General features: G+C 35.7%; 30 protein-coding genes. 1 reads left to right on the top strand and 29 read right to left on the bottom strand.

Translation table 11 applies throughout. The annotated features are described in order from the left end of the window. Window positions 1–205: 205 nt before the first annotated feature. The 25 genes from AZF08_RS07740 to AZF08_RS07625 form a co-directional block, all read right to left on the bottom strand. The gene (locus tag AZF08_RS07740) at window positions 206–658 is read right to left on the bottom strand and encodes a hypothetical protein (RefSeq protein WP_051725761.1); all 453 of its coding nucleotides are present in this window, start codon (window positions 656–658) and stop codon (window positions 206–208) included. Between the two features lie 206 nt (window positions 659–864). Further along, the gene (locus AZF08_RS07735) at window positions 865–1,908 is read right to left on the bottom strand and encodes a tyrosine-type recombinase/integrase (RefSeq protein ID WP_051725758.1); all 1,044 of its coding nucleotides are present in this window, start codon (window positions 1,906–1,908) and stop codon (window positions 865–867) included. A 77-nt stretch (window positions 1,909–1,985) separates the two neighbouring features. Next, window positions 1,986–2,306 carry a hypothetical protein gene (locus tag AZF08_RS07730; protein WP_033674964.1) on the bottom strand — a complete coding sequence of 107 codons (321 nt, stop codon included), beginning with the start codon at window positions 2,304–2,306 and terminating at the stop codon, window positions 1,986–1,988. Window positions 2,307–2,320: 14 nt separating this feature from the next. Beyond that, complete coding sequence (locus AZF08_RS07725; protein WP_033674962.1) at window positions 2,321–2,548, bottom strand: hypothetical protein; 228 nt, start codon at window positions 2,546–2,548, stop codon at window positions 2,321–2,323. 339 nt (window positions 2,549–2,887) lie between these two features. Then, window positions 2,888–3,289: a hypothetical protein gene (locus AZF08_RS29725; protein WP_064504752.1), complete on the bottom strand. Its 402-nt coding sequence runs from the start codon at window positions 3,287–3,289 to the stop codon at window positions 2,888–2,890. A 40-nt stretch (window positions 3,290–3,329) separates the two neighbouring features. Further along, a complete protein-coding gene (locus tag AZF08_RS07715) occupies window positions 3,330–3,656 on the bottom strand; it encodes a hypothetical protein (RefSeq protein ID WP_153019494.1) in 327 nt (108 codons plus the stop codon). Between the two features lie 9 nt (window positions 3,657–3,665). Then, window positions 3,666–3,980 (bottom strand): helix-turn-helix transcriptional regulator, encoded by a 315-nt coding sequence (locus tag AZF08_RS07710; protein ID WP_033674960.1) that lies wholly within the window; start codon window positions 3,978–3,980, stop codon window positions 3,666–3,668. 133 nt (window positions 3,981–4,113) lie between these two features. Continuing rightward, entirely contained in the window at window positions 4,114–4,764 is a 651-nt protein-coding gene (locus AZF08_RS07705) for a hypothetical protein (RefSeq protein WP_033674959.1), read from the bottom strand. A 23-nt stretch (window positions 4,765–4,787) separates the two neighbouring features. Then, window positions 4,788–5,138: a hypothetical protein gene (locus AZF08_RS07700; RefSeq protein WP_033674958.1), complete on the bottom strand. Its 351-nt coding sequence runs from the start codon at window positions 5,136–5,138 to the stop codon at window positions 4,788–4,790. Between the two features lie 34 nt (window positions 5,139–5,172). After that, window positions 5,173–5,709 carry a hypothetical protein gene (locus tag AZF08_RS07695; RefSeq protein WP_033674957.1) on the bottom strand — a complete coding sequence of 179 codons (537 nt, stop codon included), beginning with the start codon at window positions 5,707–5,709 and terminating at the stop codon, window positions 5,173–5,175. A gap of 119 nt (window positions 5,710–5,828) precedes the next feature. After that, window positions 5,829–6,926 (bottom strand): DUF262 domain-containing protein, encoded by a 1,098-nt coding sequence (locus tag AZF08_RS07690; RefSeq protein ID WP_033674956.1) that lies wholly within the window; start codon window positions 6,924–6,926, stop codon window positions 5,829–5,831. A gap of 93 nt (window positions 6,927–7,019) precedes the next feature. Further along, window positions 7,020–7,205, bottom strand: coding sequence for a hypothetical protein (locus AZF08_RS07685; RefSeq protein WP_033674954.1), 186 nt, complete (start codon window positions 7,203–7,205; stop codon window positions 7,020–7,022). A gap of 142 nt (window positions 7,206–7,347) precedes the next feature. Further along, the gene (locus AZF08_RS07680) at window positions 7,348–7,734 is read right to left on the bottom strand and encodes a hypothetical protein (protein ID WP_033674953.1); all 387 of its coding nucleotides are present in this window, start codon (window positions 7,732–7,734) and stop codon (window positions 7,348–7,350) included. A 97-nt stretch (window positions 7,735–7,831) separates the two neighbouring features. Continuing rightward, window positions 7,832–8,149, bottom strand: coding sequence for a hypothetical protein (locus AZF08_RS07675; protein WP_033674951.1), 318 nt, complete (start codon window positions 8,147–8,149; stop codon window positions 7,832–7,834). A 71-nt stretch (window positions 8,150–8,220) separates the two neighbouring features. Continuing rightward, window positions 8,221–8,394 (bottom strand): hypothetical protein, encoded by a 174-nt coding sequence (locus AZF08_RS30420; RefSeq protein WP_156029090.1) that lies wholly within the window; start codon window positions 8,392–8,394, stop codon window positions 8,221–8,223. 20 nt (window positions 8,395–8,414) lie between these two features. Continuing rightward, the gene (locus tag AZF08_RS07670) at window positions 8,415–8,801 is read right to left on the bottom strand and encodes a hypothetical protein (RefSeq protein ID WP_033674950.1); all 387 of its coding nucleotides are present in this window, start codon (window positions 8,799–8,801) and stop codon (window positions 8,415–8,417) included. Window positions 8,802–8,822: 21 nt separating this feature from the next. Next, complete coding sequence (locus AZF08_RS07665) at window positions 8,823–9,026, bottom strand: hypothetical protein (RefSeq protein ID WP_033674949.1); 204 nt, start codon at window positions 9,024–9,026, stop codon at window positions 8,823–8,825. 20 nt (window positions 9,027–9,046) lie between these two features. After that, window positions 9,047–9,304 (bottom strand): hypothetical protein, encoded by a 258-nt coding sequence (locus AZF08_RS07660; RefSeq protein ID WP_033674948.1) that lies wholly within the window; start codon window positions 9,302–9,304, stop codon window positions 9,047–9,049. A gap of 49 nt (window positions 9,305–9,353) precedes the next feature. After that, window positions 9,354–9,713 (bottom strand): hypothetical protein, encoded by a 360-nt coding sequence (locus tag AZF08_RS07655; protein WP_235190046.1) that lies wholly within the window; start codon window positions 9,711–9,713, stop codon window positions 9,354–9,356. A gap of 42 nt (window positions 9,714–9,755) precedes the next feature. Then, the gene (locus AZF08_RS07650) at window positions 9,756–10,097 is read right to left on the bottom strand and encodes a hypothetical protein (protein WP_033674947.1); all 342 of its coding nucleotides are present in this window, start codon (window positions 10,095–10,097) and stop codon (window positions 9,756–9,758) included. Between the two features lie 148 nt (window positions 10,098–10,245). Continuing rightward, window positions 10,246–10,911: a hypothetical protein gene (locus AZF08_RS07645; protein ID WP_033674946.1), complete on the bottom strand. Its 666-nt coding sequence runs from the start codon at window positions 10,909–10,911 to the stop codon at window positions 10,246–10,248. Window positions 10,912–11,011: 100 nt separating this feature from the next. Next, window positions 11,012–11,764: a GP88 family protein gene (locus tag AZF08_RS07640; protein WP_033674945.1), complete on the bottom strand. Its 753-nt coding sequence runs from the start codon at window positions 11,762–11,764 to the stop codon at window positions 11,012–11,014. A gap of 2,887 nt (window positions 11,765–14,651) precedes the next feature. Then, entirely contained in the window at window positions 14,652–14,873 is a 222-nt protein-coding gene (locus tag AZF08_RS07635; RefSeq protein WP_033675078.1) for a hypothetical protein, read from the bottom strand. Window positions 14,874–14,884: 11 nt separating this feature from the next. After that, window positions 14,885–15,154 (bottom strand): hypothetical protein, encoded by a 270-nt coding sequence (locus tag AZF08_RS07630; RefSeq protein WP_033675077.1) that lies wholly within the window; start codon window positions 15,152–15,154, stop codon window positions 14,885–14,887. Beyond that, window positions 15,144–16,049: a ParM/StbA family protein gene (locus AZF08_RS07625; RefSeq protein WP_033675076.1), complete on the bottom strand. Its 906-nt coding sequence runs from the start codon at window positions 16,047–16,049 to the stop codon at window positions 15,144–15,146. Before AZF08_RS07625 ends, AZF08_RS07630 begins: the two co-directional genes overlap by 11 nt. A 417-nt stretch (window positions 16,050–16,466) precedes the next feature. Here AZF08_RS07625 and AZF08_RS07620 point away from each other — a divergent pair, with 417 nt between their 5' ends. Continuing rightward, window positions 16,467–17,114 carry a MerR family transcriptional regulator gene (locus AZF08_RS07620; protein WP_033675075.1) on the top strand — a complete coding sequence of 216 codons (648 nt, stop codon included), beginning with the start codon at window positions 16,467–16,469 and terminating at the stop codon, window positions 17,112–17,114. A 45-nt stretch (window positions 17,115–17,159) separates the two neighbouring features. Here AZF08_RS07620 and AZF08_RS07615 read toward each other — a convergent pair whose 3' ends face one another. The 4 genes from AZF08_RS07615 to AZF08_RS07600 all read right to left on the bottom strand — a co-directional run bounded on the left by AZF08_RS07615 (window position 17,160) and on the right by AZF08_RS07600 (window position 22,455). After that, window positions 17,160–18,344 carry a hypothetical protein gene (locus AZF08_RS07615; RefSeq protein WP_063177252.1) on the bottom strand — a complete coding sequence of 395 codons (1,185 nt, stop codon included), beginning with the start codon at window positions 18,342–18,344 and terminating at the stop codon, window positions 17,160–17,162. Window positions 18,345–18,434: 90 nt separating this feature from the next. Continuing rightward, the gene (locus tag AZF08_RS07610) at window positions 18,435–18,719 is read right to left on the bottom strand and encodes a hypothetical protein (RefSeq protein WP_033675073.1); all 285 of its coding nucleotides are present in this window, start codon (window positions 18,717–18,719) and stop codon (window positions 18,435–18,437) included. A 107-nt stretch (window positions 18,720–18,826) separates the two neighbouring features. Then, entirely contained in the window at window positions 18,827–20,785 is a 1,959-nt protein-coding gene (locus AZF08_RS07605) for an ATP-dependent helicase (protein WP_033675072.1), read from the bottom strand. A gap of 626 nt (window positions 20,786–21,411) precedes the next feature. Then, window positions 21,412–22,455 (bottom strand): DnaA N-terminal domain-containing protein, encoded by a 1,044-nt coding sequence (locus AZF08_RS07600; protein ID WP_033675071.1) that lies wholly within the window; start codon window positions 22,453–22,455, stop codon window positions 21,412–21,414. Window positions 22,456–22,621 lie beyond the last annotated feature (166 nt).

Below are 22,621 nucleotides of genomic sequence, written 5' to 3'. Positions count from 1 at the left end.
TCATAACTTGGTTTTAAATACTATTTACTATTTTACCTATCTCTATGTATGTACTTCCTATCTATAAGCCTATCTTAATGCATTTGTTTAACGATTGCAAGTATTTTTCAATACTTTTGTTTAATATTTTTTTAATCACCGCCAAAGCTTGATACTAAAGGCTTTGACGGCTTTTACATTAAATTGCAATTGTTTTATTTAATAATCAAACGCTAACAACTGAACTTTGATTAACATTACTCTGTTCAATTATCTCCAGTATCTCTGCCGTGGTTCTTGATGCAATCCCCAAAGCATAGTCATCGTGGCTAATGATACTGGCAAAGATAAACTCCATATCGTAGAAGACATCTTGCACATGGTATCTCTCTCTTGTTTTACCTTTTACGAATGATAAACCTTGATGGTATAAAGTATAGAAGCGAGCCTCGTCTCTAATTACCCAAGTATCCTTCTTACTTCTTACTATCGTAGTTCCTCCCACAAGAACCTTGACCTTCAGTGTAGGATATTTAGAAGCAATCTCTAGAATCTCCTCTTCTGTTAGTTCCTTAGTTTCCCAACCTTGTGACATCATTCGATGTGCTTTTTCGTAAATAGTTTGATGCTTAGTTTTCTTACTATGTTTTAAAGCCTGTAGATTTAACATATCTCTCATATTCTTTTACTCTCCCTGTACGTAATGCACCATTGCAGTTCATTAAATTACCTCCATTATTTAAGATTCCGCATTCCCCAACACGGAATCCTTATTTTTATTAATGGTTTTGCTTAACTCTTAATTAAGATTATAAATGCATTACCATCATAAGTCAACATATTTTAATGATTTTGTTTAACATTTCGATACGATGCGATTGAGCGCTATCTTCCCAACCGCATCAAGATACTCATCTTAATATCTTCATTGTCTTTAATGAATGACAATAGCTCCTCATGAGACAGTTCATCTAGAATAGACTCGTCAATATCCCTACTCATATTGTAGCTTAGTTGGTTAACATAGGACTTCTCTTCCTTGATATAAATCTCTGTAGTAGCCATGGAACTATGAGCGCCTAATTGCTTGCACAGGTTTATATCCTTTGTTAACTGGTATCCAATTGTAATTGCAGTAGCTTTCATAGTATGGATAGATATATTCTTGCCAATCATCTTCGCATACTTCTTCAAGCTTCTTTCATAGCGCTTATAAGCACCTTCACTACTAGACAGCATTGAGAACACATTCTCCTGTCCATTATCTAACTGTTTCAATTCATTGTAGAATTCGTCAGAGATTGGTCTCTCTGTATCCTTGCTACCTTTACCTACGAAATCAATAACCCAGACCATTTGACCAGTACCAATATCTTTCTTCTGGGTAATCTTGTCCCATGAGAAGTATAGTGTAGCTGTTTTACGACCACCAGTATGAAAGAGAGTCTTTGAATATAGATACTTCTCCAACCCATCAGACTCTTCTTTCATAAACTCCAGTAAATTCAGATACTCTTGCAAGGAAAGTGCCTCATGATGCTTCGTACTCTTCTTAAGCTTAATATCTAATGCTCTTGGATTAACTGAAACTTCATTCTTAAGAAGAGCATTGTAGAAGCTTGAGACACTATGTAGCTTGGTCTTAATCGTTCCTGCTGTGTTCCCTCTTTCAATTAGAACATCAACGAATTTAGTTTGAACATCCTTGTTCTTGACTGATTTAATATCATCAACTGTAACAAATTTCATCTCTTTACCAAGAGTTAGCATGAAGAATTCCTCGACACGAGACTTGTATTCCCCTGCTGTTCTCTCAGAGTTGCGATAATGCTCGCTCAAGAAAGCTTCATAAACTTCTTGAACATCCATGTTATGTAATGGAAGAACCTCTGCGACTTCCAAACTATCATAAGATTTAACTGCTGACATTTGTATCATTCCCTTCGGTTTATCTATTACATACTGTATCACTGTAACAGTATTACAGTCAAGAACTTTTTTGAATGTTATTTAAAAAGATTGTCGTTAACTAAATCTCGTAGCAAGAAGGTGTCTATCTTTTTCATATCTCCACCTTCAACAACTTCATTCCAAGTAAGCAGATATATCTCTGAATCCTCCAGAAGTTCTTCTGAGCGCTTCACTACGATTGCATGGTAGTCTCCTATTAGATTCATCATAATCAGAGCAATAGCATGCTTTGTTTGAATCTCTCCTGGCAATTTATCGTTACGATAATCGACTATCAACTCTGACACATCAACAGAATCATCAAAATTCATATTCTTCTTTGTATCATTCTCATCCCAAGTAACAATATTTAACATTTTCATATCTCCTCTCAATCAATTGCTTTTATGATTCGTTCGTTAATGTACCATAAGACAAGAACCTTGAGATATCCTGTAATAGATTCTTGAAATGCAAATATGACAAATGGGACGCCTAGTATAACTGCGATACGAAGCACAAGCGCAAATCCCATAAATAGGTTTCGAACTGGTACACCGCTACGATAAAGAGAATGATGGCTTCTTTTGCTTTTAAATTTGAATCTATTCCTTCTCAAACGTTCTCACCTCTTTTGGTTATATACTGTAATACTGTTGTATGGTTACAGTGTAAAAGTTAACCGAATTCCTGTCAACTTATTCTTGTTAAATTTAGAAACTTTTAATTTTTCAAAATAAAAAGAGGCACTCAATTAGCACCTCTTAACTATCCTTCTAATTCACTTATTGTTTCAACCTCTGCATCCCACAAATCTAATTCTGTTGCCTTGTGACCTTCATAGTTGCCATCGTCAAACAACTTCTGAGCATGCTCTGGGCTATCTGCTTTAATATAAACCTTTGACCTATCTTTCTCTACAAAAATAACTTCAAACTCTTGTTACATAATCAATACCTCATTCTTTTATATTTTTCAGAGCCTGTTCAATAAGCCACTGATGAATCTTGATATGGTCTTGAGAGACAAGTATAACGCCATTAGGCTCACTTTCACGAACCTTCATTTGTTCTAGCTTGTACTTTGCAAAATACATTTTCTCTTCATCTGTCCAATCTGAGAAATGGTCGTCCATAAAATCTTTGCGTTCCATTTTATTTTCCTCCAATTCTTCTAACTTGTAAGTTACTACCTCTCCACTAAGTTCTTTCAATTCTTCCTCAGAAAGTTTTTCACATTCTAAGGTCATCTTAGGAGAACCATAACTGTATGTTTGATGCGCACTAGGAGCGCCCTTCGTGCTATTAACGCTTCTCCATGGGTCTCCTGCTCTTCTTCTTCCTGCTCGCCTTACTCCCACCTGTTACACCTCCTAATAAAAGTCCGATATTATTAATTAATTATTTGTATCCAATATTGTACTCATATCCTTTTTTGGGATTATAAACTCTAATCGCATCTGAAAGTGTATGAATTCTATCCAACACCATGTAAGCATGCATTCCTTCTGTTACATAGCGCAGTTTATAACATTCTTCCAACTCAATTTTACGAGGATTAAATAGCAATCTATGATACCACTTAGGGTTCTTTAATTCAGCGTATACATACATATTGCTTGAGACCATAGCATGACCTAATTCTACAAGTACGTTGCCATAGTAATCTGTAACAACTCCATTCTCATCTTGATATAGCCAGTTTTCTTCTGGGATACTTCTCATCATCAATCTCCCTCACACTATCTTTTTCAACAAATTAATAAACTTATCCTTTTCTTCCTGTGACAGATTATCACTAGCTTCTGCCTTAATTATCAAGGCTTTCTCACAATCTATTTTAGAAATGTCATTCTCTACAATGTCATCAATTGGAATACCATGATACTGTGACAGAGCCTTTAAATTTTGCAACGTTGGTTCGAACTTGCCATTTTCATATCCATTATATAACTGTCTAGAAACGCCAATTTCTCTTGCAACGTCCGCTTGACTAACCCAAGGCTTCAGATTTCTTAGTAGTTTTAATTTTGCTCCTACACTCAACTTCATTTATATCATTCCCCACATTTAGATTCCCCAATGTGTACGACAAAATATGTAAAATCCATCCTTTTCACTGTAACACTATTACAGTGACTGGTCAATTGTTTGGGGAGAAAAAATTTTCTCCCTTTTATATCAACTATTCCACTGGAATAAGTTTTACCTGCTCTCCTGTTTTGATAATGTTTCCTGCCTCACAGAAGAATACATAATCTCCTCGACCAACAGAACTATTACCCAGAATTGTATTTACGACTGCTCTGCCACTCTTATCGTATACGAAGAAGTTACTTCCTCGACCTGTTGCAGTAGCTTTGTAGCGACCTGCAGGAATATCTTTTCCTACAATGTACTCACCTGCAATTAATGTTTTAGGCTCTTCTTGCTTAGTCTTAACGCCTTCTGTAAGCTTCTCTAATTCAGCTTTCTTGCCATTAATATCGCCATCTAGCTTGCTTACTTCGCCCTTCTTGGACTCTGTATCCTTGCCTAGCTTTTCAATCTCTGCAGACAATTCATTTTTCTTTTGAACCATTGCCAGAGTTTCAGTTACATCTGACTTTTTTTCGTCCAATTTCTTTTGCTCATCTGCGATTCCTTTTTTCACTTTGTCTTTCGTATAATCCAGTTCTTTTTCTTTCTTATCAATCTTAGATACTAGCTGATTATAATTTACTTTCTCTTCCCCAATTGTAACCTTTGCACCGCTAGAACCTAGAGTGAAAGATGCTACCAACCCAACAACTATACCAACTGACACCCATAATTTTTTTGCCTTTAAAATACTCATCGTCCTGCCTCCCACATTATCTATTAATCTAAATCATCTATATCATCCGATTCCTGCCATGAATACCACTTCAGCTTTTCTTTAGCTTCGACTGGATTTTGATACTTTCCTTTTGGTGCAATCCAGTTCCCTGCGCTATGATAATACTTTTGCTGATGGATATATGTCCCCTCACGGAAGAAATCGAGGCTATCATCATTCTTCAGTATTTCTTTTACTGCTACTGATAACTCGCTTGTATACTCATCTCCCAATTTTTCTTTTAGGAAATTTGATACATCATTAAGACTCATAAATGCTTCTCTAACATTCCAGATATTCAGAATGATATGGTCTGCTAATTGTTTTGCTAATTCATTTTGCACTGCTAACATTTTTTTCTCCCGTTCTACACACTGGTTATAGATTTCATCTACCTTTGTAGGCTCTAGCCATTTGCCACACTACCGACATTACGCACTTATGATATCCTGTTATATTTGAATCCTCTACTGGCATCTTCCAACGATTCATAAGAGCGACTTCAAAGCTATTAGTTTCTCGAACCATGAATACTATTTTTTTCCCAAAATGATGACTGATAACGAACATAGCCTTCTTCCAATCCAATCCTGGCTTCACAGAGCAAATGCCTGCATATTCATTTTCATGCTCTAAGAATTCAACACCATAAGCTTCATATGTATGTTTTGATGAATCTACAGCCGAGTTACTATACTCCATTAAATTTTTTGCCACTGTTAAAATATGCTCAAGAGATTCTCTATTCTCTCCCTTATAAGCTGATGCAGTATATGCGATTCGATGGATTTGTTTTAACTCATCGCTATTTAAAAATTCTTTTGCCCTTGAAGAAAATTGATTTGAATATTCAAGCTTATGCAGGTTTGTATAAATTAATTCAGCAAGCTTTGTGATTTGTTCTTTCAGTTCTAATTTGTTCATGGTAATCTCTCCCACTTATATAGTTTATCAATTATCTAAAATGCTGTCAATAAAATTTAATGAATTTGTTTTACGTTATTTTTCAAACGCCTTGAACACTATCCAAGGCACTTGAGATTTTACGCTATTGGTTGCTCTGCCTGTTCTTCTTTAAGTTGCTCTGCTTTAGTTGGTTGGAACTTTTCAAAGTATGCATTTAAATGTTCTTGCATTGCATTGATTCGACCATTTGTTTTCTCTTTCTTAACGCTACCTGCACCACCATAGTTTTTGTAGTTCGTGCGAATCTCACTCTTATGCTTTAATGCTTTCTTGAATTCTTCTTTCCAATCAGAGAAGCGTAAATGATGAATATCCATTTCCATAGCCTTCATAGCTGTTAACATTGTCATTGGGAAGTGTACTTTCTTAAGCAGTACAGATTCTTTTCCATCGAATGCTTTGTCTAAGTAATCCATAGTAGCTACAATTTTTTCAATGATTGCATCCTTGCTATCATCATTCTTGAATGATTGAGCATAATCGAATACATCGTTAGATGAAATAGATTTCCACTCATAGTTGTCATCAATTAACATCATAGTTTGAAGAAGTGCAGTTTCATTATCAGCTTTTCTTAATTGTAATTCTGTGAATGAAGCTTTTTCAGTCATCATGTTATGGTTTACTAATTCTTTAATTTTACCTGCCCAAGCATTACCCATCTTAGCTTTAGCTTTTTGTTGTTTACTTAATGGCGTACCATTATTTAAGCGATAGAACATGTCCTCAATTTCTTCATCAGTTACTTCATCGAATTTATAAATCTGAAGTGAGAAGCTATTGATTTTATCTTGAACTTCTTCATCTAACTCACTGAAATGTTTTCCTGCTAATACATATTCTTCATCATCAATTTCAACACTTGGAGTTTCTTCGTGTAAAGCGTACTCGTCATTTAAGAAGCCAGAGATGTTTGTTAAACGCTGTTTTCCATCAAGAATTAAGTACACCGACACTTCTTTTTCTTTACCTTTAACTTCCATCATTTGTTTTTCGATAAGGCTATATAATGCAGGTACTGGATAATCTCCTGCTAATGAATGAATTAATAATGATTTTTGCATTAAGTCCCATTGACCACCTGCACGTTGAATAGGATAATCAAAACTGATAGTTCCTTTATTTACCATACCCATAAATTGTTTTACCATCCAATTTACACTTGATTTTTTCATAGTCGCCAAACTCCCTTTTTTAATGGTTTTTTTTAAGTTAATTACATGTTATCACTGTAACAGTGTTATAGTCAAGCATTAAATTTAATTTTTTTAAATTTCAATAATTTTACCTTGTTTACGCCATTCAGTAACGCTAATTTTAAAACCTTCGCTCTCTGGAAATTTTTCACGAAATACATTTACCACCGCTTCAAGCTTGCATGGTGTGTTGATACTTCTCTCTGCTGTAGCGAAGAAGTGCATTCCCTTTAAAGATACGTTGATTTCATAATACATATTTATTTCCCCTCTCATAATAAAATGATGATTTTATCTATTATTAAATTAAAAAATTCTTAATTCATTCAAGAGAGGATTTATTATCCCCTCACGTAATACTATAACAGCATTACAGTTGAATGTCAAAAAATTTTTTGCCTTATTTATTTTTAATTGATGCGTTGTACTCTTCAATCAAATCATTATACCTTTGATAAAGCTTTTCCAGTTCTTCGCCTTCTGTTATTTTATCGCTAACAACCCTATTCCCTTCTAGTTCCACAGTTATTATTTGACCTGCGTTATACTCCTCTTTTGTTTTAACTACCACATCAGAGCCGTGTACCTTATCAATCATCTTAAGATATGATTCACCATTTACATTTACTTCAATAATGCCATGCGCTATAATTTTTTCTTCCATGTTATCATCTGTAGAAGCAGATGTACCAAAGATAGAAAAGATATTCGAGATGATTGACACACCAACAACGAATGCAAGTGTCATCTTAACCCATGGTCTTAATTTTAATTTTTCCTTTTTCATTTCATTCTCTCCCATTCATATATTAACGGTGACTGCCATCATCAGACCACATGCATCACCATGCGATGACAGGGAAATTTTTCCTCCCTGTTTCAGCTTAATCTTCTAATTTAGATTCATGAATTTTATATTTACTGATATCGATAACCGTGTAACCTTCTTCTTTTAATCGCTCACCTAATGATTCCTCAAGTGGGTATACATTTATTATGTCCCACTGTACTTCATCAATGAAATTATTTGCAGGTATAAAGCCTTGAACATTGCTTTCATCAGTATTTATATAGTCATACCCTGCAACTAAATCTAAATCATACGTGAATCCTAACCCAGTGCTATCTGCTATTTGTCGCATTCTTGTAATCACGTAAATCATATTTTCTTTAATCACATATACTTTTGTAGTTAATTCCATTTTAAAATCTCTCCCTTTATTGTTCTGAGTTCATTATACACTGTAACAGTATTACAGTAAAGAATTATTTTTCACCTATTCTGTAGCTTATTTTTAAACATTAGCATAACTTCATCCGCTGTTGTCTCGCCATAATTTTCATACATGTCATTTGCTTCTTTCGTGAATACAAGCATATTATCTTTGTCCCATAATTCCAATAATCTTTTTATATAACTATCTCTTACATCATCTAGCATGTACATTTTTTTATTCCCTCCATTCCTTATTCATACATAGGTCTTTCTCTTGTTTCATTCTCAGCAGGTCTACGCTCAATAAATACTTGCACATCAGCGCCACCTAGTACAAAAGAAATATCTCCATGTTTAACATCATTATATTCTTTCAATAAATCTTCTTTAATTTCATCTGAAAATTTATTTTTGCAAGGAATTGTTTCAAGGCATTTGTACCAGTCAAACCACCAGCCGCCTTCTTCATGTCCTCCAAATTCTCTAGTAACCTTGTACACGCTCACATATACTTTCATATCCTCTGGAGCATCTACATAGCCATTAAAGCAGGCTTTACATTCTTGTGTCCATCCTTTACCTTCTACAAATTTATTATCTCCAGCCCCATTACATGCAGTACATTGAATTGTTAACATAATTTTTTCTCCCCTTTAAATTTATTTTTCGTCAAAATTTAATGACATAGATGGTGTGTATTTACGGATATTGTAGTTTGAAATTTTAATTTCTTTTAAAAAATCATAGAAGTCAAATGATGATAGAAAACATTTTGATATCATTTCATAAGGTGCATCTGTTATGTAAATTTTTTCCTCACCATTAACCGTTATTGGGACTATTTTACAAACATCTGATTTCATTGCCGTTACCTCCATTTTTTTTATTCGTATATATTCCCAATTATAACTTTATACCCCTGTTTCTCAAGGGATTCTTTTACTCGCTTACGTCTTGCTTCACCTTTGTAAATTTTTTCTTCCTCACTTAATGTGAAGTATTTTGTACGTCTGTTCTTGCTGTGTGAGACTGTTGCATGAACGTTGCATCCTTCGCCAAACGCATCCATAGTTAACTCAATGAATGTTACATCTAAAGTTTTTATTTCCTTTTTAACGTCTGTTAGTGTGCTGACCATCATATTTTTTCTCCCTTATAATAATTCTTTTTCGCTATATAACACACTTTCATTAAGTTAACGTATAAGTTTTGCCACCATAACCATTATCTCTAAGATTAAATGGTACGCCTAATTTGTTTACAGCCTCATGAAATAAATTCCCAAATCCATCGCCTCTTATATCCTTTTCTGGATGAGGAATCCAATTCTCTTTATTCACAAATAGAGAGAATATATTTACAGCTACTAATTCCTTCCTGTCCATCTCGCCAATAAGTTGCATGATTAATTTTTTACCTTGTACAGCACACGCTTTCCATTCCATATTTTCATACAAGCCTGTTTCCCAGTCAAAACGATTGTAACTATCATTGTATCTTGCAACAATTTTTTCTAAGCGATTAACTTTTTTATTCATCATTTCCATCATTTTTTATTTCCCCTTTTCGTTTAGAATTTTTTCGCTTTTAAATTAGGCAACTGGTATAAACAAATCATACGCTAGATTACTATGAAACGATACGCTAACCTCGTAATATTTTTTTCCTTCGATATCCTTCACTTGAACCCAACATGAAGGAGTCAACCAACCAAACTTTTGTAACAATGACTCCTTGCTTACTTCCCCTTGACCAAAGTTGTTCACGCTATCCCAAACATAGTCGTCAGTGTAGTGATATGCACAAATCATTTTTTCAAATTCTTCACGCTCGATTGCTCGCTTTACTACATCGTAGCGAAGTGTTGCGACTCCTCTATTTTTTTCTTGTGCCTTTGCTAATGCATTTGTGATTGACTTGATAATTTTTTTCATGTGTAATTTCCCCTTACATTCCATATTTTTTGTTGAACTCATCCCAAGCGCTGATTTGTTGCTCAACGCTTGATTTCTTCGTGAAGAATTTTTTTGCCCATTTAATTGCCTTTGCCATTCTCCATCACTCCTACAATTTTTTTCGCCTTTAAATACTTTGCACCACGTCCACCGTGAAGACTTCGCCAAATTCATTTACTGTTACTTCTACCACTTGACCTTCTTTTACTCTGTCACTAGCTATTGCATACTCATATCCTTCTGAATCTTGACCATATGCCCATTCACCATCATTAAGTTCGATGTTAAGTGTTTTCGTTTCGACTCCTGCTCCTTCATCGTAGAAGCTTTCTTTAACCCATGAACCATCCTCAGCTTGCACGTATCCTTCTTTGTTTCTGTTCTCATCTTCCAAGTCATTAGACTTGAATGCTTCGTACTCAAACGATTCCTCGTATGAGTCGATAACATCCCTAAATCTATCGTACAGTGTGCTTAGTTCTTCGTTCAGCGTGTACTCATCGTTCACAATTTCTCCCAGTCCATCCATCGTCACTGTTACAATTGCACCCTGCTCATAATTTTTTGCCTCTACTAAGATGTAACCATCAATTGCATCGTTGTCGTCAATTGGTAAAGTGTACGCTAATCCTTTTTCTGTGTAGTCTACAATTGTGTGTACCACTGTAATATTTTTTTGTGCTTGTTCTTTGTAATTGTTTTCTGCCTGTACTTCTTTTGTTGGGCTTGCAAACATTCCCACACTTGTTGCCATTACCATAATTGCTACTAATACTTTCAATAATTTTTTCATCCTTGATTACCTGCCTTTATAAGTTTTTTTGCCGAGTCAATAACTCGATTGCAGGCAAGAATTCCCCTGCCTACTAGCCAGTTATTGCAATGGTTTTGTTTTAGTGGATTTCAATTGCTACGTCTACATTTGCAAGATAGCAAACTTTACATTCTCCACAATCCTTTTCTTTTGGTGTGTTCTTGAAAGCTTCACTAGATGGACAAGCAAACATTCCCTTTTCTTCTAGTGTGCCTGCCTTTTCTGCTGTGAAGATACTCATTCCCAATTCTTTTGTCATCTGTAAAAATTTTGGCTTTGTATCCTCCCATACGCTTGACTTGAATGTGATGTTTACATTTTCTTTTCCTACATTCTTGTACAGAGTTTTCACGAATGGTAATGATTTTGTGTATGCCATGAATACAATCGCTCTGTTACCTTTGAAGTGTTGAGCGATTTCATGCCATTTTACAAGGTATTCGTATGAATAAAAGTCGCCTGCCTCGTGAATTCTGAAGAACACTGTTTTACCTTTGTTCTTTTTGCGAGCCAGTTCGAACTCGATTTGTTCAATCATAGCGCTCACAAACTCGTTAGATTTTGAGAACTCAAGGTTCATTTGTCGTCTAGTGTTAACTGTTGGATACATCTTTTCAGCCTTAAGAGCGTAGCAAGATTTCTCACACAATTCAGTTCTGAAAGGACATGTTACAACGCTTGTGATATTCCATTGATAGAATGCTACTACCTTGTTATCTTTTAGTTTCTTGTTACCTTCGCTTAGTGCCATTGAAATATCTTTCATTGATACCTTGCATTTGTTAGCCTTTTCGAAAGCCTTTGCTTGTACTTCATTGTTAAATTTAGTCATTATAAATCTCTCCAGTTCATTAGTTAATTTGTTTAGTTTTTCATTCAAACGCTCAAGACTTGAACACTTGAACCAAAAACCAAACGGTTATTGGTCTTGGAAACGCTTGAGACTCAAGTTCTCAACGGTTACTGGTGTTTCATATCTCCGTTTTTCCAATAGTTAGCCTACACAAAAGAGTCGCTATGCTCCTTTATTCGTTCTTACTATCTCACGTTCTGTCGAGATATTACTTTACTGGCTCGCCTCTTACAGCCTTGTGAGTGCATACCGTGTACCACTCTGCCAATTTATACACTTGCTATCGTGTTTGTTAACCTTATTCGATTTTCAAAGAACTTCATAGAACTGTCACTCCTATTCAATCCCTACACTTTCAAAATGGTTTTGAGAGCCTGCTTTACTTATGTAAGGTGTATGTATGCAAGTGTTATCCGCTCCAGTGAGCATTCAAGATAACTTGTTCTTGCTTTGTTTTGTTGTTGCCGTGTTGCTTGGCACACTCATATCTAACCATACTTTCTAAAAAACACACAACTGTAATCATTAAATTCTAATGGTTTTGTTTTAGTGGATTTTTTAGGTGGATTCTACGCTATGCACACACACGTAATTTCTATAGGAGAAAGTGGTGTATTTTTCCGACTCGAAATGTACGCTCATCCCTAGAGCCACAAGGCTTCAAAGTGTTTTATAAAATGACCATGATTGTAAGCGTTTACATTTGCTAAAAATGCCTGTGGATAACTCACTTAAATAAAACCATCGAAAAAAAGTTTAAAAAAAATTATAAAAAAATTTGAGGCCTTCAGCCTTAGAGCCACAAGGGAGAACAAGTATTTCGAATTTGTCAAGCGAATCATAAATTTTAAAAAAATGTTATCCACAGGTAAATTCCACGTTTAAAAGTGGGTTGAACCATTGGTATTACAATGTTTTTAAAATGTTTATTATTTTGATTGTCGATTTTTGTCGAAAACTTTTTTATTTTTTCAGCGATTTTGTACAAAATGTGTGTGCAAGCTTAGAGCATCAACGGTGTATACGCTTACATGAAATAGACAGAGTAGTCAGACAACGCTCACGATTAGGACACACTTGGCTGAATGGTAGTATATGGAAGGTGGTGTGCGTTAGATAAGCGCTTACAATGTAGTGATACCAAGGTGTGAGCATGGATACAAGGGATATAGAGGCATGCAGGATATGGGACACACTGGTATGAATGGTAGGATATAGCAGTAAAGGTAATAGGTAAATGGGGATGAACCCTTGATATTATTGGATTGGTAGCGCTCACATAATACTAATGTGGTATGGATATAGTAGCGTCGTATACCTATACCCCTATGATATGTGGTAGTATAGCTGTATTGTATAGGTTGTATAGGGGGATAGCTAAAACCTTGGTGCTGTAGTGTTCATGGGCTATGACTAGCGTGCCTTAACATGCTACATATAGGAGGCTAGAATGTATAGCAAAGCCTTTGTATGACAGTCTTCAGTATACCTACCTATGGTATGCATAGTATGGTAGTACATATATGTATACATGTAGTGTGGTGTTGTGTGTGTGTATACATGTAGTATGCATAATGGTGTATGAATATGCAGTCGTGTAGTGTGCCAGTGAGGTGCAGACAGACAGTGACCTAGTGACCTGTGATGTGATGTGTGACTCTTAGAGACACAAGGCTTTTACTTGCCTTAAGCCTAGCCTTGGGACGTGGTGTATGTGGTCGTGCATATGAGTGCATAAATGAGTGCATAAAAGAATGTGTTGACATTGTTGTGTAACGTATGGTATTGATGGCAGGTGAATGAACGGTTGTCAATAGGTAATGTGATATTAGTGTGCATATGTATGAAATAGTGCATAATATGTCGTTAGTGTATATGAGTGTATAATGGCTGTGAAGGCTTGGTGTGAGTGAGTTTGTAAGGTGAATTAGGTGGTGATATGTGATGTGAGTTGAGTGTATATGTATATGTATGTATAATTGTGAATGTACCTCCACCATCCACACCGCATGGCATAGCAACCGATAAGCCTACTCACTATAAGGCTAAGACCACCAATCAGCCACCAGACAACCTACACGAGTAAATATACAGTCATGCATATTGGTATACATATACATTCACCGCACTGTATAGCTTGTGTTCCGTCAAGGGTATGCACTTGTCACGCTTGCATACTAGCTTGTATAGAACGCTCGCTTGTACGTCTACTAATAGTTCTTAGTGGACGGTATGAGGGGCGGTATTTACCACATATTTACAGGTACTTATTAGCAAATCGAATATGGGTACATTCACCCACACACTACCAAAATGCCCCATACGAGCGATTCTAACCTCATCCAAAATCCATTTCCTAACGAATCTCCATATTTACCCTCATCGTAACCCTTATCGGAACCTACCAGTAATTCCCTTACTTACCATTACCTTACAAGGGGTATATTTACCACACAAAATAGGTACTTAAATATAGCTCCCACTAGCATATATATAGCCTATGACGATAACAACCATCCGAAGCGTAATGTATGTCTAAATGACCTTTATATCCTCTATATAACGTAAATAGCCCATAATTGAGCTATTTTAAGCCTTTTTAACCCTTTTTGCCCTATTTTTACTAATTTTCGTCCATTTTTAGCCGTTTTTTAGCAATTTTAAGCCTTTTTCGGTCATTTTTCACACATTTTTGACCATTTTTAGCATATTTTTAATGCTTTTCACACCAAAACACGAACATTCCACCCTAATTTGATCTCAAATAACCCTATATTTAGCTATATATAGCCTATATCCAGTCCAGTTTCTTCTATTCCAGTTTCTTCTACTATAATACAAAAAAGCCGATGCTTATACATCGACCTCAGTTCAACGCTCCTCTATCCATGGAAACTTCTAGTAGTACAATGCCATCTCCATGCTTCTCTTTCAAGTCTTCCATCTTAAAATTTATGAACATCCAATCGGTAGACTCTTTATCCTCATCGTAAACATCAGTATCATAGGTCTTAGTGAATCTCTCCACTACCTCCCCTACTCCAGTAAGTATCTTCAATTCATAAGTAATGACAGTTTCTGGTCTCAACTGACTTCCTCCTACATACCAAGTATATTATTGATATAATCTTCATTCTCATCACTTTTAACATAGTTGTTGGCTACATTCTCTTTAATCTCTTCCTTCTGTTCTACTATATCCTCAGTTTGCTGTACTCTGGATAGTCCATGTTTATCAGCGCATACAAGATAAGTCAAGTATGCGCTAAAATTGCCACCAAAGTATTTATCAGCCATATCCATTGCAGTATCAAAGACATCTTCTCTAAATGATACAGAGCGTTTGACTGTTGGTAGTTTATTTTTCAAACTTCTGAACTCCTACATTATAGAATGCTTCTGCATTGGATTGAATCTCATTACATTGGATTCCTTTATTTGAAGGAAGATATTCTTTGAATCGTAGAGAGCCACCGCCAACAAATGTCTTCTTATGAACGATATCATATGGGAAGTCAGTTTTAATCTTAGTGATAATTCTATCCATATGATTATTGAAATGTTTAGGGAAATCAAACTCCTTTTGCTCTTCTGAGATTGTAACAGCATTCTCCTCAATGAATCTCTCAACATCTTGGTCATCGACCTCTACATTGAATTGAGCATTAATCGCACTAGCAACAGTTGAGTAGAATTTAAGCATGCCAAGTTGATAACTTTCATATTTTACCATTCTTCTACCTTCGTAATATGACACGTCAACTGTGAGACCGCCAATATCAATTACTAGATTAGTCCTTCCCTCTTCAAATTCCTTCGGATTTGTTAGGGCTAACCCTGCAGATTGCGGGAATACGATGCAGTCCTTAATATGTATAGTCCTATCTTTCCCTTTGTATCCAACAGTAATCTTCTTATTGAACAAGAACTCTTTCAACTCATCCTTTTGAGTTGGATACCATGCCACTGGAAGACCAGTTACAAGATTTACATTTATGTCTGTCAGCTTATCATCAACGTTTCTAAGTATAGCTGTTAGTAATAGAGGTTCAAAGTTTGGGTCTGAAATCTTATTAGGTACAACTGTAATACGACCTCTCTCCCCTATTGTCAACTTACTTCCATCATACTCAACTACAGTAGAACCAGTGTTGATGTCGATAATTCCATCTTTAACAGTGCTTCTAAATACATCTAAACCCTTCTTGCTCTTTGTTTTTGTATGAGAATAGCCAACATCGATTCCCAAAGTTAATGTTCCCATTAAATATAATTCCTCCTTTTATAGTAAAAATGCCACTATATCCTACTAGGTAGGACTAGGTGCTACCAATGAATCAATTCCCTTATGTACCTTATCTTACCAGTGCTACCCAGTAGTGTCAAGTGGGATGTGGTAGCATTTTCTAGATTACTAGTAATAGACTACTAGCTATAATGGACAGCAGACCTAAATACGTCCTATCAAAATGATATTTCATCCCTCTATATCCTTATTATAATGTAGGGCAGGGGATTTGATAGGTAAAATATACGTATCCTTTAACCTCTAATTGCAGGCTATATTGTAGGACAGAAGGCTTTATAGGTCATGAAGTGGAATATATAATGTATGTCAATTGAAAATATAGGTCAAAGTGTGGTTTAATATAGGTAATAACATAGACAGGGAGGCATGGGAATGGCTCTGGAAGTAGATTTCATAACACTTGGCGATGCATCTGAGAGATTAGAAGTGCCATCACCAACATTGAGAAACTGGACTGACCAGTTAGAAGAGTTTGATATTCACTTTGTCATGAGGAATAATAGGAATGAACGAATCTATTATGATACTGATTTAGAAATATTTGGATTCCTTCGTGACCTCAAACAAGAACATGGTAGAAGAACCACGACAAAAGACTTAGGATACATGATGCGTGAGATGGATAGGTTCGAACTTAGAAGCAGGGAAGATGCACCACAACCATCTAATCCATCTAACAAAACAGCAGACTTACTAAATCAAGAAGACATTCAGCGATTGATGCAGAGTGAACGTGTAAAACAATTCATAAACATCATAATATCTGAAACTCAAAATAGTTTGAAAGGTGAATTGAGAGAGGAACTAACTTTAACAATTCGTGAAGAGATTCAGAAAGAACTAACTGAACAAATGAATGAGCAACAGCAAAAGCTAGATGCTACAGCAGAGAGAATAGAAGAGGCGCTGAAAAAGAGAGATGACCAGATGACCACATTTATATCTGAAATGAGAGAACATAATAAGAGAATCGAACAGGAAAAGAAGAAGGGATTCTTTGGAAGACTGTTTGGTAAATAGAAAAAGAGTGGGGAATATAATCCTCACTCTTTTTAATGGTTTTGTTTATTTAACTCGAATTCTTTCGACCTTGATTTCTCCATCTTCATAAACCAGTATCGCACCTTGAGATGGGGAAGAGGACAATCCAAGTTTCTTAGAGTAATCATCTGAACCCTTAATGCTTCCAATAAGGATTTCAAACTTATCATCGCCAACTTCAATTACCTCAAAGTGATGGAAATGCCCCATAACAATAGCATCATATATAATATTATCTCTGTCGCTATGGTCGGCAAGCTTACCTTTGTCAGCTTTCTTCTCTAAGTCTCCATGAACCAGTTTAATGTTTCTTCCATTTATATTTAGCAACTGTGCGCTGAAAGGGGAGTGTGATTTTATATAGAATAGGCTACCAATGTTAACTGTTTCAATATATGTCTTTACAATCTCATTGACAACTACCATACCAGTATCTCCATCGATATTGTTATTCTTATTTCCATTTATTCTATCATGATTTCCACTAAAACCTTGGTAGGTAACAACAAAGTGTTTGGACAACTCAGTTAAAACTTGGATTAACACCTTTCCACCACGAGCAATTTGCTCTGATACAAAGAATTCAGCGTGATATGATTGAGATTCTCTCATATATGCATGCTCTAACATATCGCCACAGTATACTACGTCAATCTGTTTAACGTTGTTATCAACGGCAATCTTATACAGTTTACTCAAGGTCTCATTTATTCGTCTCACAGCAACTTCATAATTATATTTATTTCCCTCAACATCAACTAATGCTCCTAGATGCCAATCAGTAAACACAGCAATCATTCTAGAGTTGCCAGTTGTAATAGGTTCAAAAGTAAAGTTAAATTCTAAATCACTTAACTCCTTACGAACAGCACTGACTACTTCTTGAACAAGCAATCCATAATCGATTAACTCTCGCTTAGTCTTGTTTAATTTACGAAGAACACCTTGGTTCTCTCGTTTCTCCCAAGCTATATCACCAACAAGCTCCTTGATTGATTCTAGCTTATTACTCGTAACCATGTCTGCGTGAGTAGGGGCAGTAGGGAGTTTCCCAATGGACTTCTGATAGCTTTTAACCATAACACGATATATTTCGCTCGCTTCACTATCAAAGAATCCTTCTTTTTCCATAAGCTCTTTGTGTAATTTCCAAGATATCTTTCTTGATGGACTAGCTTTCTGGAGTTCTAGTTTTAATCGAACAGCCATATCAAGATGCTCTTGGTTAACTTCTATAATTTCGCCTTTGCGGTTTGTGTATGAACGCATGATGTATCGGCATACAGTCCCTTCATTATTTTATAGTAATTTCATTTTCATTCGAGAATCCTCTGACTCCCAAGTCCCTTGAATAACAGATACATGTCCATTATATACAAGTGAATTGATTGTATCGTAGAATTCAATAGACCTATATCTGTCATTTCTCCACCAACGACCAACTGTAATGATAAGCCCACGATATCCTCGCAGATTATCACCGCTGTTGATATAGGAGAAATGACTGATGTTTAATTTATGCTCTTCTATATAGGCTTTAAAAGCAGATAGGCTTTGAGCCAATACTGGAGTAACATCTCTCATCCTAAAACTCCTTATCTTAATGGTTTTGTTTTAAGTTGTGCTATTACATAAATACTAGCTTCATAATAACACAGCTTGTTTAATATTGCAATGGTTTTGTTTAATGATTATTTAAATGGATAGTACGTATGTACTTCACGGATGCCTCTAAACAATGTCTTCTTCATCTCCATTGTCTTATCCTCACCAAGTAACTCTGTAATAAACAATCCTTCATTCTGAATCTCCATCTCTCCATCATAAATGTAGTAGCTAATATAAAGCTTCTTACGTGGACGAGAGCAAGCTACATAGAACAATCTACGCTCTTCTTCGATATCGTTGTTCATGTGGTGGGGCATAAGGTCTTCATTACAGTTTGGAACAAATACTACATCCCATTCTAAGCCCTTAGAACTATGCATAGTGACGATTTGTACAGCATCAGTACCCTTTGCCTTCTTTTGCTTCTCCTTGATTTTCATGATATGAGCAAGGAACGCTCTGATGTTAGGGAACTTAGCACCCATCTCACAAAGTCTTTCAACTGAATCTAGCTTCTCATCGATTTGAGATGCTGTAGTCGTTGTCTCATTGATATGGTTTCTGTAGCGAGTCGCATTTACAATGTTACGCAATACTCTACCTGCATTCACATTGGACTCAGCTTGATGTCGTAGTTCACTGATAATACTCATTAATGAATCCATGTTTCTCTTGAACTTCCAATCGCTGTTCTGTGGAGTGAATCTCACAGCACTTGTTAAAGCAATCTCTTTCTCAGATGCAAATGAATCTAGTTGCTCTAGAGAACGCTTGCTAAGATATCGATTTGGAGTGTTATAGATTCGTCTGAAACTAGCATCGTCAGTTTCGTCTACAGCGACACGAGCATAACTCAGAATGTCTAACACTTCTTTTCTGTCAAAGAAACTCATGGACTTACTCACTTCATAAGGAATATCTCTTTCAGCAAATATATCTTCAATAATTGCTGTCTGTGCATTTGTTCTTACTAGGATGGCAATCTCTTTTAATGGCACACCTTGCTCATGCAACTTCTCTACTTCATCAGCAATGCCTTCAATTTGATTGTCTTCATTTTGATATGCTGTAAACTTTACTTCTTCTCCAACTTCCGCTACAGACTCAGATGGTTTATAATCTTTGTACTTCTCGATAGGGGAGTTAGCGATAATCTGATTGGATAGGGCAACGATATTCTGCGTGCTTCTAAAGTTCTTATTTAATTCAATTAGCTTTACATCCTTGAAGTCATCTTTGAAGTTTAAGATGTTCTCAACTTTTGCATTAATGAACTTGTAAATACTCTGACGAAAATCACCGACTACAAAAACATTAGTATCGTTAATCATTCGAATAATCTCTCTGATAATAATCGCTGTATCTTGATACTCGTCTACCATAATGTACTTATACTGTTTACCAAGCTTCTCTCTGAAACTCGCATCTTCTTTCAGCTTCTTGTACATATGTAGAATCATGTCATCGAAATCAATTTGACGTGAACCTTCTTTTACACGCTCATATGTTTCATAAGCTTCTTGTAATAGGCTTCTTGAAACTCCATCTACATAATCAACGTCATCATTGATTAGTACAGGTTGGTGTGGTTCGATACCATTGCTCTTTTGATAAGAGATAAATGATGCAAGTTCTCCTGCTTTAATCCCAAGGTTGAGACCATTTGGATTCTTATCATTTCCTTCTTTACAAAGGTCATTGATAAGACCAAAGCGCCACCAGTCTGGAGCAATCTTCATTTTGTCAAAGTCTTTGTCGAGAACCTTTAGCAATCGATAGCAGATAGAGTGGAATGTTCCCATTGGGACTTTCTCAGCTTTCTCTTTTCCAATCATCTTAGCTAATCGCTTCTTCATTTCTTCTGAAGCCTTCTTGGTAAATGTAATTGCAAGGATGTTTAATGGGTCAATATTCTTTTCTTGAATCATATATGCGATTCGTGTTACAAAGCTTGATGTCTTTCCAGAACCTGCACTTGCAATACAAGAGACGTTCCCTTCAACTGTTATCACAGCTTCCTTTTGCTCATTAGTTAATTTCATTGGTAAAACCTCCTATTTCCTCGTTGACACAATCGTAAAACAAAACCATTAAGATGTCAATGGTTTTGTTTAATAATGTATAAAACGTTCTAATTCTACATATAATAGTAGGGGAGTGGGGTGTATCACTTCTGGAGGACGTACAAGCTTTCTCAGAGACGGTTCTTTTACAGATATAATTAGTCTAGCATCCAGATAGAACCTCTCTATGGGCTTGTATGGAGTCGAGAGGGGTATTTTTAGAGATTGACCTCTCTGTAAATTTTGGTAGTGATTTTTGAAAGTGAGATTAATATCCGTTACGAGAGAATCCTATAATATTAATTAATAATTAAAAGAATAAAGATTGTAATGATTAAAAGATTGTAATGATTATGGTATCAATGGTTGATACGGAGTGGTATCAATGGTTGATATGTGTGTTTTTCGCCTATCAACCATTGATATGTAATTGACGTGTTGGTATTGTGGATAAGTCGCCTATCAATGGTTGATACTACCCCATATCAATAGTTGATACCCTGCCCATCAATGGTTGATAGGCAGATTTTTTACCGCATATCAATGATTGATACCCACACATCAATCATTGATATGCGCTTTTGGTGATAAAAAAAGCAAGGCATTTAAGCCCTGCTTGTAAACATTTTTTCAATTACTTCTTCCATTAATACGAACTCCATCTCAGAATCTTTTTCAAATTTACTACTTACAACCTTTGACAATTCGACTGTAGAAAGGTGTTCTCTAAACACATCTTGATAGTTCCCTTGAACCCACTCTAGTATAAACGTATTAGGACATGCGATTATCCACTTTCCATTCCTGGGAATAAATAGTAATTTCTCAATCCAAGTCTCATAGGATGGTTTGGAGATATGTTTAATCAGTTCATCATGGAAGAATTCAGTGGAGTATCTAGAGTCATCGTCCAAATTCTTTATTATGTATTGATAATTGTCTTCTTCATTTAATATTGCCTGTATTTTTTTACGCTGATGCTTGTTTGCTATAATCTCTTTTCCAATAGTCATCTCATTAACCACTGCAGTTTGCTCAGTTAGCTCGTTCGTTAGCGATAGACCGCTATATTCATCCATGAATTTCTCATGAAGCTCCTGTAGCTTTGGAGGAAGCTCGTTAACCATATCTTGTGTCAATAATGGAACATACCTTCTTATCTTGAAGAATGGACTAACCTCTCTATTATTATCTGTCACATCATATCTATTAAATTTTGCAATAAAATGATTATCTTCTAGTATACTTAAGTATTTCTTGACTGTATTAGGACTCTTACCCATCTTCAAGCCAATCATTTCTAAATCTGGGAAACAGAAATCCTTTTTGCCAAATGCATATCTCTTTAAATGCTGATATAAAAGAACTGCATCTGAACCAAGAACAGCTCCCCAGAAGTCAAGTAGATAGTTGCCTATTACAATGTAGTCTTCTGTATCAAGTTGTGGACATAGAGTCCCATACTCATCCAGTTTTAAACTCTTAATCTCTTCGAAAGGAATTATTCTTTTTTCAGTTCTAGGATTGAATCTCTTTCTCTTACCTTTCTCAGACTCAACATCTTGAGCATCAAAACCTCCTACTTTTACTAGGCGAAAGTGAGCGTACTTCTCATGATTGTAATCTTTGTAATAATCTTTTTTATCCATAATAAAAATCCTCCCTATTCATCGGAAAGGCAGGACTAAATACACATAAAGTTGTTGATTTTCTAAAAATGCTATGGTAAACTTTACTCATAAGCAATTAAGAAAACAGAAAACAACCACTCTATGTGGGTTTAATCACTGAACGCTCTATCCTTCAAGGTCGCCA

Origin of the sequence: Bacillus gaemokensis, from assembly GCF_001590835.1 — a bacterium.
Classification (GTDB): domain Bacteria; phylum Bacillota; class Bacilli; order Bacillales; family Bacillaceae_G; genus Bacillus_A; species Bacillus_A gaemokensis.
Note: the sequence above shows the minus strand (reverse complement) of the source record. Positions and strands in the feature narration are given on the sequence as shown.